Origin of the sequence: Nissabacter archeti, assembly GCF_018257325.1 — a bacterium.
In the GTDB taxonomy this organism is placed as follows: domain Bacteria; phylum Pseudomonadota; class Gammaproteobacteria; order Enterobacterales; family Enterobacteriaceae; genus Chimaeribacter; species Chimaeribacter arupi.
In genome coordinates, this window is sequence record NZ_JAERKB010000005.1 from 285,892 (window position 1) to 301,688 (window position 15,797).

At 56.7% G+C, this 15,797-nt stretch carries 16 protein-coding genes and 1 other annotated feature; of the genes, 7 read left to right on the plus strand and 9 right to left on the minus strand.

The genetic code is table 11. The features are described 5' to 3' along the window. Nucleotides 1-108: 108 nt before the first annotated feature. The 6 genes from JK232_RS08910 to JK232_RS08935 all read right to left on the minus strand — a co-directional run bounded on the left by JK232_RS08910 (nt 109) and on the right by JK232_RS08935 (nt 3,696). Nucleotides 109-303 carry a hypothetical protein gene (locus tag JK232_RS08910; RefSeq protein WP_072933709.1) on the minus strand — a complete coding sequence of 65 codons (195 nt, stop codon included), beginning with the start codon at nt 301-303 and terminating at the stop codon, nt 109-111. 355 nt (nt 304-658) lie between these two features. Further along, nucleotides 659-2,680: a replication endonuclease gene (locus JK232_RS08915; RefSeq protein WP_212589075.1), complete on the minus strand. Its 2,022-nt coding sequence runs from the start codon at nt 2,678-2,680 to the stop codon at nt 659-661. A gap of 65 nt (nt 2,681-2,745) precedes the next feature. Further along, nucleotides 2,746-2,961, minus strand: coding sequence for a TraR/DksA C4-type zinc finger protein (locus JK232_RS08920; RefSeq protein ID WP_212589076.1), 216 nt, complete (start codon nt 2,959-2,961; stop codon nt 2,746-2,748). Next, nucleotides 2,961-3,140, minus strand: coding sequence for a DUF2732 family protein (locus JK232_RS08925; RefSeq protein ID WP_212589077.1), 180 nt, complete (start codon nt 3,138-3,140; stop codon nt 2,961-2,963). Before JK232_RS08925 ends, JK232_RS08920 begins: the two co-directional genes overlap by 1 nt. Before the next feature lie 25 nt (nt 3,141-3,165). Beyond that, complete coding sequence (locus JK232_RS08930; RefSeq protein ID WP_072933719.1) at nt 3,166-3,465, minus strand: hypothetical protein; 300 nt, start codon at nt 3,463-3,465, stop codon at nt 3,166-3,168. 6 nt (nt 3,466-3,471) lie between these two features. Next, nucleotides 3,472-3,696, minus strand: coding sequence for a MerR family transcriptional regulator (locus JK232_RS08935; protein WP_212589078.1), 225 nt, complete (start codon nt 3,694-3,696; stop codon nt 3,472-3,474). Between the two features lie 125 nt (nt 3,697-3,821). Here JK232_RS08935 and JK232_RS08940 point away from each other — a divergent pair, with 125 nt between their 5' ends. The 4 genes from JK232_RS08940 (at nt 3,822) to tyrA (ending at nt 8,115) form a co-directional block, all read left to right on the plus strand. Then, a complete protein-coding gene (locus JK232_RS08940) occupies nt 3,822-4,412 on the plus strand; it encodes a phage repressor protein CI (RefSeq protein WP_072933723.1) in 591 nt (196 codons plus the stop codon). Nucleotides 4,413-4,433: 21 nt separating this feature from the next. After that, nucleotides 4,434-5,498, plus strand: coding sequence for a phage integrase (locus JK232_RS08945; protein ID WP_212589079.1), 1,065 nt, complete (start codon nt 4,434-4,436; stop codon nt 5,496-5,498). 413 nt (nt 5,499-5,911) lie between these two features. Further along, complete coding sequence (locus tag JK232_RS08950) at nt 5,912-6,988, plus strand: 3-deoxy-7-phosphoheptulonate synthase (protein WP_072933728.1); 1,077 nt, start codon at nt 5,912-5,914, stop codon at nt 6,986-6,988. Between the two features lie 5 nt (nt 6,989-6,993). Further along, nucleotides 6,994-8,115 (plus strand): bifunctional chorismate mutase/prephenate dehydrogenase, encoded by a 1,122-nt coding sequence (gene tyrA, locus JK232_RS08955; RefSeq protein ID WP_101829377.1) that lies wholly within the window; start codon nt 6,994-6,996, stop codon nt 8,113-8,115. Nucleotides 8,116-8,196: 81 nt separating this feature from the next. Here the strand turns inward: tyrA and pheA are convergent, their stop codons facing one another. From pheA to bamD, 3 genes are all read right to left on the minus strand, one after another. After that, nucleotides 8,197-9,354 carry a bifunctional chorismate mutase/prephenate dehydratase gene (gene pheA / locus JK232_RS08960; RefSeq protein WP_072933733.1) on the minus strand — a complete coding sequence of 386 codons (1,158 nt, stop codon included), beginning with the start codon at nt 9,352-9,354 and terminating at the stop codon, nt 8,197-8,199. A gap of 39 nt (nt 9,355-9,393) precedes the next feature. Next, nucleotides 9,394-9,518: a sequence feature (Phe leader region), on the minus strand. A gap of 106 nt (nt 9,519-9,624) precedes the next feature. Beyond that, nucleotides 9,625-9,963, minus strand: a complete 339-nt coding sequence (raiA, locus tag JK232_RS08965) for a ribosome-associated translation inhibitor RaiA (RefSeq protein ID WP_072933735.1) — start codon at nt 9,961-9,963, stop codon at nt 9,625-9,627. A gap of 309 nt (nt 9,964-10,272) precedes the next feature. After that, complete coding sequence (gene bamD, locus JK232_RS08970) at nt 10,273-11,001, minus strand: outer membrane protein assembly factor BamD (protein ID WP_072933738.1); 729 nt, start codon at nt 10,999-11,001, stop codon at nt 10,273-10,275. Nucleotides 11,002-11,132: 131 nt separating this feature from the next. Between bamD and rluD the strand changes: the two genes are divergently transcribed. From rluD to clpB, 3 genes are all read left to right on the plus strand, one after another. Then, nucleotides 11,133-12,110, plus strand: a complete 978-nt coding sequence (rluD, locus tag JK232_RS08975) for a 23S rRNA pseudouridine(1911/1915/1917) synthase RluD (RefSeq protein ID WP_072933741.1) — start codon at nt 11,133-11,135, stop codon at nt 12,108-12,110. Then, nucleotides 12,110-12,847 carry a purine nucleoside phosphorylase YfiH gene (gene yfiH, locus JK232_RS08980; RefSeq protein ID WP_212589080.1) on the plus strand — a complete coding sequence of 246 codons (738 nt, stop codon included), beginning with the start codon at nt 12,110-12,112 and terminating at the stop codon, nt 12,845-12,847. Before rluD ends, yfiH begins: the two co-directional genes overlap by 1 nt. A 127-nt stretch (nt 12,848-12,974) precedes the next feature. Further along, on the plus strand, nt 12,975-15,548 hold the full coding sequence (clpB, locus tag JK232_RS08985; RefSeq protein ID WP_101857961.1) for an ATP-dependent chaperone ClpB: 2,574 nt from the start codon (nt 12,975-12,977) through the stop codon (nt 15,546-15,548). Nucleotides 15,549-15,797: the final 249 nt, after the last annotated feature.

Sequence of the window (15,797 nt, forward strand, 5' to 3'; positions counted from 1 at the left end):
GGCACAACAGGGAAGGGGGCGGCGGGCAAAAAAAGGCGCTTACCCGGTTGGCGGCCGTGGGCCTGGCAACGAAAGGTAAGCGCCGGTCTCTGAGCGTTGATCCTGTATTTAGTGCCTGTCTTCCTTAATAACGTTATAGAACACGGCGTCCGAATGGTTTTGCGGCAAGACCTGGCCGGCCAGATCGGAAATCAGCGACATCGCCATTAAGAACTCCTGCTGATTACATTGTGCAGTCTGGGAAAGATCTGCAATCAACTGGATACGGGATAACGTTAATGCTTGTTTATTCAGGTTTTCCATCCCTTTTTGCTCCTGTTACTGTGCATAAATCCAGTATTGGTGAATTAGGCAAACACGTCAATACCGTTAATTTTTACGAAATTTTGTGGCATTTATTTGGTGAATTTTGTCCGCCTGTCGAATAATCCAGGCTTGTATTCCTGCACTTTTATTGATCTTTTTTACCGCAGCCCGTTTTGCCTGTTTTTTGATCAGCGCGAGGGCGCAAACGAGGCGGCACAAGGCAGAGCCCTGGTTTTTGTTTAAAAAGTGCGCAAAAAAATTACTGAGCAGGCTGGGCAAACAACAGAATGTTCTTATTCAAATATTTATGCTGAAAATGTGACGGCGCGCACATTGATTTTTTTTCAGCAACTTACTTTCTGAAAACCCTGTCCGGGGGCGCACTTTCCGGCGGTACAGCCGGCCTGCACAAAGCAACCCCCAATAAGGCTGCATCAGGCCGCGCTGCGCCTGCGCCCGGCGGCGATCCCAACAGGGGGATGGCGGCCGCCGGCGCGGTTCCGGCGGCCGGTTCCCCACAGTTATTGACAGAACTCCAAGGCGCGGCGTTGCCGCTTAACGTCAACGGCGAACCGGCTTCGGCGCGCGGCACGATGCGCCAGCGGGTGGTGCGCGTCAGGTAAAGGCGGTCGTTGCCCAGGTGCGGGGCGTAAATGCCCACTACCCGGCAGCGCGGCTCCTCATAGGCGTTGTACTCGCCCTGATGCCGCCGCGCCACCCGCACCGTCTGCTGGTTACGCGGCACATTGGTGCCGCCCTGCGCGCGGATGTACCCGGCGAAATCCCCGCTGTCGGCGGCCTGGCGCACCGCTTCCACCTGCGCATCAAACTCGGCCGCCAGGCTGAGGTGGCGGATGCGGCGGCATTCGCGGTACGCGCCGATGCCCGGCAACCCGATCGGGTGAAACTGCGGGATGCGCCAGGTGGCGGCCCAGGCGGTGACGGCGGCAGCGGTCTGGGTGAGCGGCGCGCCGGTGTCGTGATCCTTCTCATTTTCCAGCGCATAGCCGTCGATATTTTTCGCAATGTATTTCGCAATATAGCCCGCGGCCCCGCCCCGGTTCAGCGGCTTGCAGGTGCAGCGGCGCCCGGCGGCACCCGGTTCGTCGCCGTCCTCCTGCAAACTGTAGCGGCGCATAATCGCCATTACCTGCGTTTGCTGGTGCGGGGCCATAAACAGCAACAGGTGCCAGTGCGGCGTGCCGTCATGGTGTGGCTCCACCACGCGCAACCCGTACACCTGCAGGCGGTGGTCCTTAAACGCCGTGCGGATTTTCGCCCACACCGCCACCAGGTAACGCTGCGCCTCTTTCGGGCTGTGACCTTGCCAGGCGGCGTTGATCTGCACCCGCCGCCCGCTCCCCAGCGTGCGCATCGGGTGGTATTTCGCGGGAACAGTCAGCGTGATAAACAGCCCGCCATGCCCCTGCTGCTCTGCCGTCTGCTCGACGCCGGCAATCAGCGTCATCAGTTCCATGCGCCGGATCGCCGGGTTGGCGACGCTGGCCATCACCGTGTCCAGCAGGTTCAGCCGCTCGCCGGTCTCTTCATTCTCCAGCTCGTGATGTTTCAGGTAGCTGAGGTTGGAAAGGCGGCGGGCGGTGACGTCGCGCAGCGCCTGTTTGCTGACATACGGCGACAGCGCCCGGCTGACGTAACCCGCGGCGATCATCAGCGCCTCACGCCAGCAGGTGCGCTGGCGCAGCAACGCGGCTTCCCACCAGTCACCGTTAACCAGCCGCAGCACGGCGGCCAGCGCGGCCGGGGTGCTCAGGCGGCCTTTACGCCAGGCGGCCCAGTGCGGCGGCTGAAGGTTAAAGGCGCGCGCCGGCGGGGCCACCTGCCCATACAACCGCCGCTGGACTGCCGGCTCCAGCAGGCGCTCCGGCGCACCCGGTGCCACGGCGCCGCAGGCGCTTTCATACGCCTCATGCAACTGCCCGGCAATCCGCTGCGCCAGGCGGCGCACCGCCTTGTCATTGAGGTCGGGCAGCTGGTGGTAAACCTCCGCCTCGCCGGTAAAACGCGCTGAGGCGGCGAAATCCATCTGGTGGCGCGCCATCACGCGGGCAATCCGCGGCCAGAGCCGTTTGGCGAAACCGTTCAACAGAAAATGGTGCGCGGCGCGGTAGCCGTTCTCCCGCAAAAGGTGCTGGTAACGGTTGAGCAGCGGCGCACGCAGGCAGCGCGGCAGGTGGTTCAGTTGGTGCAGCGCTGTTTCCGCCTGCCGCCAGGCTTCACGGGTCAGCGGGCGTGGGCGTGAGATCGCCGGGCGCGGGCGGTTCCACGGGTACGCCCCGCAAAACGGCAGCGGCGCGGCAACACTCAACGGCGGCGGCGCAGGGGCGCGTCGCCCACGGGAGACGTCAGGCATCACAACGTTTCTCTTATAAAGGCGGTCTTTTAACAGAGACAGGGCAGGGCGCGGTGCGAACCGCTTTACCGGCGGTGGCGGCGCCGCTGTTCTTCCTGTTGCTGGCAGTCACAACAACGCGTAACGCCGTCGATGGCGCGGCGTCGGCGCTCATCAATCGGTTCGCCGCAGCTTTCGCAGAAAAACGCAGAGGGCTGCGCTGGTTTGCGCAGCGCCCTGGCGAGGTGGCCTGCCAGGGCGCGCGCCTGATGGGCCTGCGAACGATCCATCCAGTCCGGCATCAGGGGTGCTCCCATGTGTGCTGGTGGAGGCGCTCGGCCTCGTCACGCAGCAGGTCCGCCGCCGCGGCCGGGGGCAGGGCACGGGCGGTGATATAACAGGCCAGTTGCTCAAGGCGGGCGGCCATCTGGCGGGCGAGCTGCTCGCGCAGCGCCGCCATGTGGGCATTTTCCGGGTTCATACACCTCTCCTTGTGTGGAAAAAAGTCAGCGCGGGTGCAGCGTGCTGTCGTTATCAGAGAGAAAACGCGGCAGCGTACGGGCAAACGCCGCCAGCGATCGCAACGCCCCAATCACGCACATGCGTTCCTCCTGCGTTAACTCAGCGTAATGAAGCGTGACATGGCGGGCTTTTAACCCGGCATGAAAGCAGAGCAGCCGCTTCCAGTGGTCGGGCGCGCCGTCAAAAATCTGCTGCGTCGGGTTCCGGGCGGCGAAGTGCGTCCGGCGGATGGCCGCCAGGTAGCGTTTTCCCAGCGCCTGTTGTGCCTCGCTTGCCAGCAGCATGGCGGCTTACCCGGCGATGTAACGGCAGTTGATCGCCTGCGCCAGCAGGCGCGCACGGAACGCCACCATATTAATGCGCGCCGCGCCGCCCTCTTTCAGCCGCGGCATAATCAACAGATCACCGGCGGCCACCATGCGTTTTACGGTGGGAATGCTGAAACCATAGGCATCCGCAAACTGGCTGTAGGTCATCAGCTCCGGGCCGGCTGGGATTGCAATTTGAGAATTCATGGTGAATGATCTCCTGTGGAGTAAAATAGGTATCATCAAGGATCAATTTTAAGAATCTGCCAGACTCTAATCTTGACTTTGCAAGGTGTCAAGGTGGATTTTCGCTGCAATGAGGATTTTGCAAGATGCGATTGGATGAGCTTGAAGGGGGCAAAGCGGTGCTTTCCCGTATGCTTCAGGCGTACGGGTTCACGATGCAAAAAGAGCTGGGTGACCTGCACGGGCTGTCGTCAGGAACAATAAGTACCTGGATAAGAAGGGATTACTTCCCAGGGGATGTGGTGATTGCCTGCGCGCTGGACACCGGCGTCTCGCTGCGCTGGCTGGCCACCGGCCAGGGCCAGATGCGCGAAGCCGTGGCAGAAAGCGTGCCGCAGCCGGCACAGGCCCGCCAGCTTAAAAAATTGAGATTGCGCGGCGGCGTGATGGAAGAGGAGGGCTTCTGGCTGGCGGACCCGTCCTTATTGGACGCCTCGCTGAAAAACCCGGCCTGCCTGGTCAGAGGGGCGCACGCCTGGGTTATTGACCTCGGCAGCACCAGCCTGGGCAATGGCCGCTGGCTGCTGGACATCGATGGGGATGTGGACGTGTATGACATCGCCCGTCTGCCCGGCAACCGGCTGAAAGTCACCCGCCAGGCGCTGACCTTTGAGTGCGGGGTGGATGAGGTTTCGGCGCTGGGCCAGGTCTGCGTGACGCTGGAGCCCAATGTGTGATCATGGGCTGAGGGCGCAGGGATGGCGGTAAAAAAAATGCCGGACGGCCAATGGCTGGCGGACTTCTACCTGAATGGCCGCGGCAGCAAGCGGGTGCGGAAAAAGTTCACCACCAAAGGCGAGGCGGTGGCGTATGAGCATTACTGCCTGAACGAAGCCGCCGACAAACCCTGGCTGGGGGAAAAACCGGACCACCGCCGCCTGAGCGAGCTGGTGCAGCTGTGGCACAACCTGCACGGGCAGTCGCTCACGGCCGGCAAATCCCGTATGGGGAAACTGCGGCTGATCTGCACCGGCCTGGGTGACCCGGTAGCAACGCAGTTAACCCCTAAAATGTGGGCGCACTACCGTGACCGCCGGCTGCGCGGGGAGATCGACAACGGGCATCACACCAATCGCGAAAAATGGAAAGCGAAGCCGATCACGGTCAACCGGGAGCACCAATATCTCTACGCGCTGTTCAACGAACTGAAGCGGCTGGGCGAATGGGCGCCGCCGAACCCGCTGGAAGGGATGCGCATTTTCAAGGAAGAAGAGAGGGAGATGACCTGGCTGACCAGAACGGAGATCGACCAACTGCTGGCGGCGTGCATGGCCTACGGCAACCCGGACCTGACACGGATAGTCAAAATCTGCCTGACCACCGGCGCCCGCTGGCGCGAGGCGGAAAACCTGATGCGTTCGCAGCTGTCGCCGCACAAACTGACGTTTATCAAAACCAAGGGCAAGAAGAACCGCACGGTGCCGATCCCGCGCTGGCTCTACCAGGAGCTGGCGCCGCTCTCCGGGCGCTTATTCAGGCCCTGCTACCAGGCTTTCAGCCAGGTGCTGGCCTTAACCTCCCTGACCCTGGCAGACGGACAGAAAACCCACGTCCTGCGGCACACCTTTGCCTCGCACTTCATGATGAACGGCGGCAACATCCTGGTGCTGCAACGCATACTGGGCCATGCCAACATCCGCGAAACCATGCGCTACGCCCATTTCGCCCCCGATCACCTGGAAGAAGCGATCACCCTCAACCCCCTCGCCGACCTGAATGACCACATTTTGCCTACCCCGCTGATCCCCGCTGATATTTCCTGATACCCCAGAACATATCAACCTGTTGTAAATTATAAAATTTACTGAGATATCAATGGGGGAGGGGAAATGCGTCTTAACTAATAGGGGCCACACCCGCTTAGTAAGCTTGTGAGCCTCTATCCATGAGGTTATCTTGAAAATGCAAGTCGTAAAGTTATTTTTACGAATATTTTTCTCGCTGTTTTACATGATGTTCATCAATGACCTCTGCCATTTTTATTTCAATATCTAATTGATTATGAAGATTATTAACGTTGGTATTATTCAATCTCATATCCGAATGTGATATAAATTTGCTTATGGTGTAATTTATTATTTACGGATTTTGGATTGAATAATTTACAGAGAATGGTAAGGTGACTCTATTGCAGCGGCGTGACCGGCTGCCCCCTTTCACTGACAGGATCGATGTAATGCAAAAAGATGCCCTCAACAATGTTCATATCAGCGCGGAAGAGGTGTTGATTACCCCGGAAGAGCTGAAAAAACAGTTCCCGCTGAGCGCCGGTGATCAGCGCAATATTGCACAATCGCGTGACACCATCGCCAACATCCTCAAAGGCCATGACCATCGTCTGCTGATTGTGTGCGGCCCTTGCTCAATTCACGATCCTGATGCGGCACTGGCGTACGCACGCCGTTTGAAAGTGCTGGCTGAGGAACTGAGTGACCACCTGTACATTGTTATGCGCGTCTACTTTGAAAAGCCCCGCACCACCGTCGGTTGGAAAGGGCTGATCAACGATCCGCATATGGACGGCTCTTTTGATGTGGAAGCCGGGCTGCACATCGCCCGTGGCTTGTTGCTCGAACTGGTCGGCATGGGGCTGCCGCTGGCCACCGAAGCACTGGACCCGAACAGCCCGCAATACCTGGGCGATTTGTTCAGCTGGTCAGCCATCGGCGCACGGACTACCGAGTCACAAACACACCGCGAGATGGCGTCCGGCCTTTCGATGCCGGTCGGGTTCAAAAACGGCACCGACGGCAGCCTGGGCACGGCGATCAATGCGATGCGTGCCGCAGCCATGCCGCACCGCTTTGTCGGTATCAACCAGGCTGGGCAGGTTTGCCTGCTGCAAACCCAGGGCAACCCGGATGGGCATGTCATTCTGCGTGGCGGGAAAACGCCGAACTACAGCGCGGAACATGTGGCCGCGTGTGAGAAACAGATGAGTGAGGCAGGACTCCATCCTTCCCTGATGATAGATTGCAGTCATGGCAACTCAAATAAAGATTACCGCCGTCAGCCGTTGGTGGCCCAGTCTGCCATTGACCAGATCAAAGCAGGGAACCGTTCGATTACCGGCCTGATGCTGGAAAGTCACCTGCATGAAGGTAACCAGTCTTCAGAACAGCCGCGTGACGCATTGCGTTACGGCGTTTCGGTCACGGATGCCTGCATTAACTGGGAGAGCACAGAAACACTGTTGCGCGACATGCATCAACAGCTGGGCAATGCGCTGATCGCACGTAAAGCAGGAGAATAAAAGGTATGGTGGCTGAGCTGACCGCGTTGCGCGATCAAATCGATGAGGTGGACAAAGCCTTGCTGGATCTGCTGGCAACACGTCTGAAACTGGTGGCTGAGGTCGGTGAAGTAAAAAGCCGTTATGGCTTGCCGATCTATGTGCCTGAACGTGAGGCTTCCATGCTGGCCTCGCGCCGGAAAGAGGCGCAGGCGCTGGGAGTACCGCCGGATCTGATTGAGGATGTATTGCGCCGGGTCATGCGGGAATCCTATTCCAGTGAGAATGACAAAGGCTTCAAAACGCTTTGCCCTCAGCTTCGCCCTATCGTCATCATCGGCGGGAAAGGCAAGATGGGGCAGTTATTCAGCCGTATGCTGACGCTTTCCGGTTATCAGGTGCGGGTACTGGAGCAGGAAGACTGGCCACAGGCAGAAACCTTGCTGGCAGACGCCGGAATGGTGATTGTCAGTGTCCCTATCCATCTCACTGAGCAGGTGATCGCCCGCCTGCCGCCATTGCCTGCCGACTGCATTCTGGTGGATCTGGCGTCTGTGAAAAATCGTCCATTACAGGCGATGCTGGCCGTGCATGAAGGCCCGGTGGTCGGGTTGCATCCGATGTTTGGCCCGGATGTCGGCAGCCTGGCAAAACAGGTGGTGGTCTATTGTGATGGCCGCGAACCGGAAGCCTATCAGTGGCTGCTGGAGCAGTTGCAGGTATGGGGCGCGCGGCTGCATCGCATCAGTGCGGTAGAGCATGACCAGAACATGGCCTTTATCCAGGCGCTTCGTCACTTCGCGACCTTCGCCTATGGCCTGCACCTGGCAGAGGAGAATGTGCAGCTTGAGCAACTGCTGGCGCTCTCATCGCCTATCTACCGGCTGGAGCTGGCCATGGTTGGCCGCCTGTTTGCCCAGGATCCCCAATTGTATGCCGACATTATTATGTCATCAGAGAATAACCTGGCGTTGATTAAGCGTTACTACCAACGTTTTGGCGAGGCGATTGCTCTGTTAGAGCAGGGGGATAAGCAGGCGTTCATCGACAGCTTCAAGAAAGTTGAACACTGGTTTGGGGATTATGCTCAGCGTTTTCTGGTGGAAAGCCGCACGCTGCTGCTGCAAGCCAACGATAACCGGCAATAACGCGCTTCCAGGCAGACATCATGCCTGACAAAAAAGCCACGCGATGTTCTGCGTGGCTTTTTTATGAGAACCGGTTCTGAGTCAGCTTGGATCAACCGGTACAACATTTTCTGTCGGGTAACAGCCCAGCACTTTTAATGAGCGGGTAATCGGCGCCAGTTCCCGCAAAGCTTTCTGCATGCTTTCGCTGCGCAAATTAGCCTGCACGTCGATATAAAACATCTCTTCCCACGGGTTGCCGTGGATCGGCCGCGATTCCAGTTTCGTCATCACAATGCCGTGATCACGCAGAACCAGCAGTGCCTCAACCAAGGCCCCGGACTGCTGGCCGGTTGCCATGATCAGCGTGGTTTTGGCCGGTACCTGTTCAGACACTTCAATAGCTTTACGTGCCAGTACAATAAAGCGGGTGATATTCTGCTGCTGGTTAGCCAGCTTATGTTCCAGCACCTGTAGCTGGTACAGCGCGCCACCCGCTTCACTGCCGAGAGCCGCCACGTGGGGGGAATTTAGCTCAGCCACTTTTTCCATGGCGGCGGCGGTACTTTCACAATACTCAATTTTCCAGTCCGGGAAGCGGTTAAGGAATTGGGTACATTGCTGGAAAGGCTGAGGATGGCTGTACACCGTTTTAATGGCGGAAAGCTCAGTAGGCGTACTCACCAGCACGCAGTGGTCGATAGGCGTAGAGAGTTCCCCGACGATCGACAAACTGGTGTGCTGTAACAGGTCATACACATCGTTGATCGAGCCTGAACTGGTGTTCTCGATCGGCAGTACCGCATAGTCTGCCTGCCCGGTTTCCACCTGGGTGAAGATATCCTGGAATTTCAGGCAGCCGCACTCAATAAACTGTTCGAAATGGCGGGCGGCATAGTGGCGGGCCGCCAGATGCGAGTAAGAACCTTTCGGGCCAAGGAACGCGATACGTGCGGAGTGAACCGTCGTCTGGTTAAGCTGGTGCTGAAGCAGTGCCTGCTGCGTCAGGACAGAGTCTTCAATAATCAGCTGGAATAAACGGGTGATATAAAAACCGTCCAGATTGCGCTGCTTACCGGCATCGATCAGCGCATCCAGCAAATCGCGCTCGCGTGCTTTATCCCGGATTGGGCGGTGGGTATGCAGTTTAGCGCGGGCAACATCGAGCGCCAGCCCGCGCCGTTCTGCCAGCAGATCCAGTAATTTGATGTCCAGCGCGGTGATGCGCTCACGCAATGCCAGTAACGGGTTGTCGGTCATGATGTCTGCCTTTTGTTATCTTCTTATCAAAATCAGCCCATAAAAAAAGCCTCCGCGGGGGAGGCTTTTTTTGTTCGTCTTCGCATTCTTTATCGTGTGACGAATCGCCTCCCAGTCAGGGGAAGGTAAAAAAGAATGCGAAGAAAAACAGAGGTTGGCGCAGCATAAAGGTCCTGGGTTAGTCGTTAATCTTATGTAAAGTAACCGCTGACGTTTTTTTGTCAATAAAAAACGCGCCCGGTGGGCGCGCTCATTATTTACTGGAAGGGACTAGGGCTCTTCAGGCTCAAGGTTGACCTCTTTGATACAGGTCGCGGCCCGTCGCGCTTCATCTTTATGTTGCGCTTTATTGAGCTGCCGCTCCAGTTTGGTAATCATTTCATTAACCGCTGCGTACATATCGTCATGCCGTGCACTCGCAACCAGCGGGCCGCTGTTGGGCGTGCTGATGGTGGCATCTGCCTGGAAACCATTGGGCTCTTTAGAAAGGACGACATGGGGGTTAATCAGTTGCGTTTGCCATTTATCCAGTTTGGCGAGACGGTCTTCGACATGCTGACGAATTGCATCAGTGATATCCATTTGTTTGCTGGTAATGTTGACTGTCATATAACTTACCTCTCTGTCTTTCCGTCTTGGATACCTTCAGCATAGCCTACTGACGCTGTCATTTTGTGATCAAGATCACTTATTTTTGTCACTTTTTGTCAGTGAGCGCGTTTATGTGAAGTGTGACGAAGATTACAAAATTAGTGCTTGAGAGTTCAGTGCGGGTAACGCACTATCGATAGGTTATATCACCCGGCCAGTAAAAACGCCCCTGCGCTATTTGTTTATTATTCAGTCAATTGCCTTGTATTTCTGTCAAAAAAAACGGCAGCCTGAGCTACCGTTCTTATCTTCTGCATTCATCGCTTTTTATTGGTTGGCAGCAATGATTTTCGCAACCTTATCCGCCTGGCCGGCAAGCTGAAGCTGCTTATACGCGTTTTCCATCAACGGCAGGGCATCACGGGTTGCCTGCGTATCCGGGTAATTCTTCATCATTTGCTCAACACGGTTAACTACTGCAACGTAAGCGCCGCGTTTCGTGTAATATTGCGCCACGGAGAGCTCATACTTCGCCAGACGATCTTTCAGGTAAACCAGACGCTTCTGCGCATCCGTGACATACTGGCTGTCTGGGTGGCTCTGAATCAGCTGGCTGAAATCGCGGAAGGCGGCACGTGCATGCTGCGGATCACGGTCAGAGCGATCAACACCGAAGAAGCCCTGCAGTGCGCTGTCATCCAATGCCATGTCTGTCAGGCCACGCATATACATGACGTAGTCGATGCTCGGATGGGTCGGGTTCAGCCGCGCAAAACGATCAATGGCTGCCTGCGCCATCGGCAGATCGGCCGATTTATAGTAGGCGTAGATCAGATCCAGCTGAACTTGCTGGGAGTAAGGCCCGAACGGATAGCGGTTATCTAACGCTTCCAACTGGGTGATGGCTCCTTTGAAGTCACCGTCCTGCAGTTTTTGCTGAGCGGTTGCATAGATTTCCGAAGGCGGATTGTCGGGCACCGCATCCTTCGAACTGGAGCAACCCGCCAGAACCAGGCTCAACGTGGCTGCAGCCACCAGATATTTCATACGCGTCATGACGTTTTGATTATCCTCAGGGTGTTATTCCGGGAGACTGTCCGTTAAGTTCCCGGCAAAGACCAGCTACAATAGCACATTATTTTAAACGGCATCGCCGTGAAAACCCAACGTTAACGAAGAAGCTGCATATGGCACAACAAGTACAACTCACCGCAACGGTGGCCGAATCTCAACTCGGTCAACGTTTAGATCAGGCTTTAGCGGAATTGTTCCCTGATTATTCTCGATCACGCATAAAAGAGTGGATTCTGGATGATCGGGTCCTGGTCAACGGCAAAATGGTGAACAAACCAAAAGAAAAAGTGTTGGGTGGCGAAGCCGTTGCCATTGATGCGCAAATCGAAGAGGCAGCCCGCTGGGAAGCTCAGGAAATTGCACTGAACATCGTGTATGAAGACAGCGATATTCTGGTGATCAATAAGCCGCGTGACCTCGTTGTTCACCCTGGTGCCGGCAACCCGGACGGTACGGTCCTGAACGCGTTACTGCACTATTATCCGGAAATTATGGATGTCCCGCGTGCCGGTATTGTTCACCGTCTGGATAAAGACACCACCGGCCTGATGGTGGTGGCGAAAACCGTCCCGGCACAGACCCGCCTGGTAGAGGCCCTTCAGCTGCGCGAAATTACCCGTGAGTATGAAGCGGTGGCCATCGGCACCATGACGGCAGGCGGTACGGTAGAACAGCCGATTACCCGCCACTCCACCAAGCGTACCCATATGGCCGTGCACCCGATGGGTAAACCCGCCGTAACGCACTATCGCATCATGGAACATTTCCGTGCGCATACGCGCCTGCGCCTGCGTCTCGAAACCGGGCGTACGCACCAGATCCGTGTTCACATGGCGCACATCAACCATCCGCTGGTGGGTGATCAGCTCTATGGCGGCCGTCCGCGTCCGCCGAAAGGCGCGTCCGAACAGTTTATTTCGACGCTGCGTGGGTTTGACCGTCAGGCTCTGCACGCCACCATGTTGCGCCTTTACCACCCGATTACCGGTATCCAGATGGAATGGCACGCTCCCCTGCCGCAGGATATGGTCGATCTGATCGACGCATTGAAAGCGGATACGGAAGCCTTTAAAGATCAGCTGGACTGGTAATGGCCGGCCTGATTCGCCCGCAGTGGCCTGTACCCGGAACTGTTGCAGCCTGCAGCACCACACGGTATGGCGGCGTCAGCCTGCCGCCTTATGCATCGCTTAATCTTGGGGCACATGTCGGCGATAACCCGGCTGACGTGGCTGCAAACCGTGAACGGCTGGTCGCGCTGGCGGGGTTGCCGGCAATGCCTTTTTGGCTGGAGCAAGTGCACGGGACTGACGTGCTGCGGCTGGAAGGGCAGACCCCAACCGCTGCAGCTTTGCGCGCAGACGCGGTGTATACCGCAGAGCCGGGGCAGGTGTGTGCGGTGATGACGGCGGATTGCCTGCCGGTGCTGTTTGCCTCACGTCGGGGCGATGAAGTGGCGGCGGCCCATGCAGGCTGGCGTGGGCTGTGCGGCGGGGTGCTGGAAAATACCCTGAAGCAGTTCCGCTGCCCGCCTGATGACGTCATGGCATGGTTTGGCCCGGCTATCGGGCCGCATGCATTTGAAGTAGGTGATGACGTGCGGGCTGCGTTTGTCGCTGACAATCCCGCAACTGGGGACGCGTTCCGGCCGGTGGGCACAAAATACATGGCGGATATTTATCAGTTGGCGCGCATCCGGCTTCAGGCCGCCGGTGTCCGCCAGATCAGTGGCGGCGAGCGTTGTACCGTCAGTGAAGCAGAGAATTTCTTTTCTTTTCGCCGGGACAGGATGACAGGGCGTCTGGCAACTTTAATCTGGCTGATATAATCTACGCCTCCGAGACGATCCGTGACGCATAAAAAAACGCCGAAAATACAGTCAAGATAACCTTGAAAACGTGAGGGATGACCTCATTTAATCTCCAGTAGCAATTTTGACCTGTATTGGAGGAGTTATGCGTCTGGATCGTCTTACCAGCAAATTCCAGCTTGCCCTCGCTGATGCCCAATCTCTTGCCCTTGGGCGTGACAACCAATTTATTGAACCTCTTCACCTGATGAGCGCCCTGCTTAATCAGGAAGGGGGGACTGTGCGCCCATTACTGACATCTGCCGGGGTAGATGCCAACCGGGTGCGCACTGAGATTGAGCAGGGCCTGGCTCGTTTACCCCAAGTGGAAGGCACCGGGGGGGATGTTCAGCCCTCTCATGACCTGGTGCGTGTTCTGAACCTGTGTGACAAGTTGGCGCAAAAGCGTGCCGACACCTTTATCTCATCCGAACTGTTTGTACTGGCTGCGTTGCAGGATCGGGGCGCGTTAACCGATCTGCTGAAAGCGGCCGGGGCTGATGCAACCAAAATCAGCCAGGCTATTGACCAGATGCGGGGTGGTGAAAAAGTGAATGATGCAAATGCGGAAGATCAACGTCAGGCATTGAAGAAATTCACCATTGACCTGACAGAGCGTGCCGAGCAGGGGAAACTCGACCCGGTTATCGGCCGTGATGAAGAGATCCGCCGCACTATTCAGGTGCTGCAACGCCGGACCAAAAATAACCCGGTGCTCATTGGTGAGCCGGGGGTCGGTAAAACGGCGATTGTCGAAGGGCTGGCCCAGCGGATTATCAATGGTGAAGTGCCGGAAGGCCTCAAACACAAACGCGTCCTTTCACTGGATATGGGCGCGCTGGTGGCCGGGGCCAAATACCGTGGGGAGTTTGAGGAGCGCCTGAAAAGCGTGCTCAACGATCTTTCCAAACAGGAAGGCAGTGTCATCCTGTTTATTGACGAGTTGCACACGATGGTGGGGGCGGGTAAAGCCGACGGCGCCATGGATGCCGGGAACATGCTGAAGCCGGCGTTGGCTCGTGGGGAGCTGCACTGCGTTGGCGCGACCACGCTCGACGAGTATCGCCAATATATAGAAAAGGATGCTGCGCTGGAGCGCCGCTTCCAGAAAGTCTATGTGGCGGAGCCGTCAGTAGAAGACACCATCGCCATTCTGCGTGGGCTGAAAGAGCGTTATGAACTGCACCACCACGTGCAGATCACTGACCCGGCCATTGTTGCCGCCGCAACGCTTTCACATCGTTACATTGCCGATCGCCAGTTGCCGGATAAGGCGATTGACCTGATCGATGAGGCGGCTTCCAGCATCCGTATGCAGATTGACTCTAAACCTGAGTCTCTTGACCGGCTCGAGCGGCGTATTATCCAGCTCAAGCTTGAACAACAGGCACTGAAAAAAGAGTCAGATGAGGCCAGCCTGAAACGCCTCGACATGCTGAACAGTGAACTCACGCAGAAAGAGCGTGAATATTCAGAGCTGGAAGAAGAGTGGAAAGCAGAGAAGGCAGCGCTTTCCGGCACGCAAACTATCAAGGCTGAACTGGAACAGGCAAAAATCAGCCTGGAGCAGGCGCGCCGCATGGGTGATCTCGGCCGGATGTCGGAACTGCAGTATGGGAAAATCCCTGAGCTGGAAAAACAGCTGGCAGCCGCCACGCAGGCCGAAGGCAAAACCATGAAGCTGTTGCGTAACCGGGTAACAGATGCCGAGATTGCTGAAGTGCTGGCGCGTTGGACTGGGATCCCTGTTTCCAGAATGATGGAAAGTGAGCGCGAGAAACTGTTGCGTATGGAGCAGGATCTGCATCAGCGCGTTATCGGCCAGAATGAAGCGGTAGACGCCGTGTCCAATGCGATCCGTCGCAGCCGGGCTGGGCTGGCTGATCCAAACCGGCCGATCGGCTCTTTCCTGTTCCTGGGGCCAACCGGGGTAGGGAAAACCGAGCTGTGTAAAGCGCTGGCCCGGTTCCTGTTCGACAGCGACGATGCGATGGTGCGTATCGACATGTCCGAATTTATGGAGAAACATTCTGTATCGCGGCTGGTGGGGGCACCTCCGGGTTATGTCGGTTATGAGGAAGGCGGGTACCTGACCGAAGCGGTGCGCCGTCGTCCTTATTCCGTCATCCTGCTGGACGAAGTGGAAAAAGCGCATCCGGATGTCTTCAACATCTTATTGCAGGTGCTGGATGATGGCCGCCTGACGGATGGCCAGGGGCGTACGGTCGATTTCCGTAATACCGTCGTCATCATGACTTCTAACCTTGGTTCAGACCTGATTCAGGAACGGTTCGGGCAGATGGATTACCCGCAGATGAAAACAACGGTGATGGATGTGGTCAGTCATCATTTCCGTCCTGAGTTCATTAACCGTATTGATGAAGTCGTGGTGTTCCACCCATTGGGTCGCGCGCATATCAAATCTATTGCCGCTATCCAGTTAGACCGCCTTTATAAACGGCTGGAAGAGCGCGGCTACGCAGTGACCCTGACCGATGCGGCGCTGGAGCTGTTGGGTGAGACGGGCTTTGACCCAGTCTACGGCGCGCGGCCATTGAAACGCGCTATCCAGCAGGAAATTGAAAACCCGCTGGCACAGCAGATCCTGTCAGGCAAATTATTGCCGGGGAAACCCATCACACTAGATGTCACTGATGGGCACATTGTCGCGCAGCAGTAAGCAGATGCAGTAAGCAGATAAAGAAAGAGAGAAAAGGGCCCGCATTGTCGGGCCCTTTTTCTGTCAGGTTCTTCTTTATTGCTTCTTTATAGAGATAAAGGCAAAGAGGGGAGGGCCGGTTTTGGATGGAAAAGCAGCAAAACAACAGGTTCTCAGACAAAATTTATACATATTGTCTAAACATTCGCCGGTTGAATAATTTTTTGAATTTAGGGGTTGCAGGCTGTCAGGAACTCCCTATAATGCGCC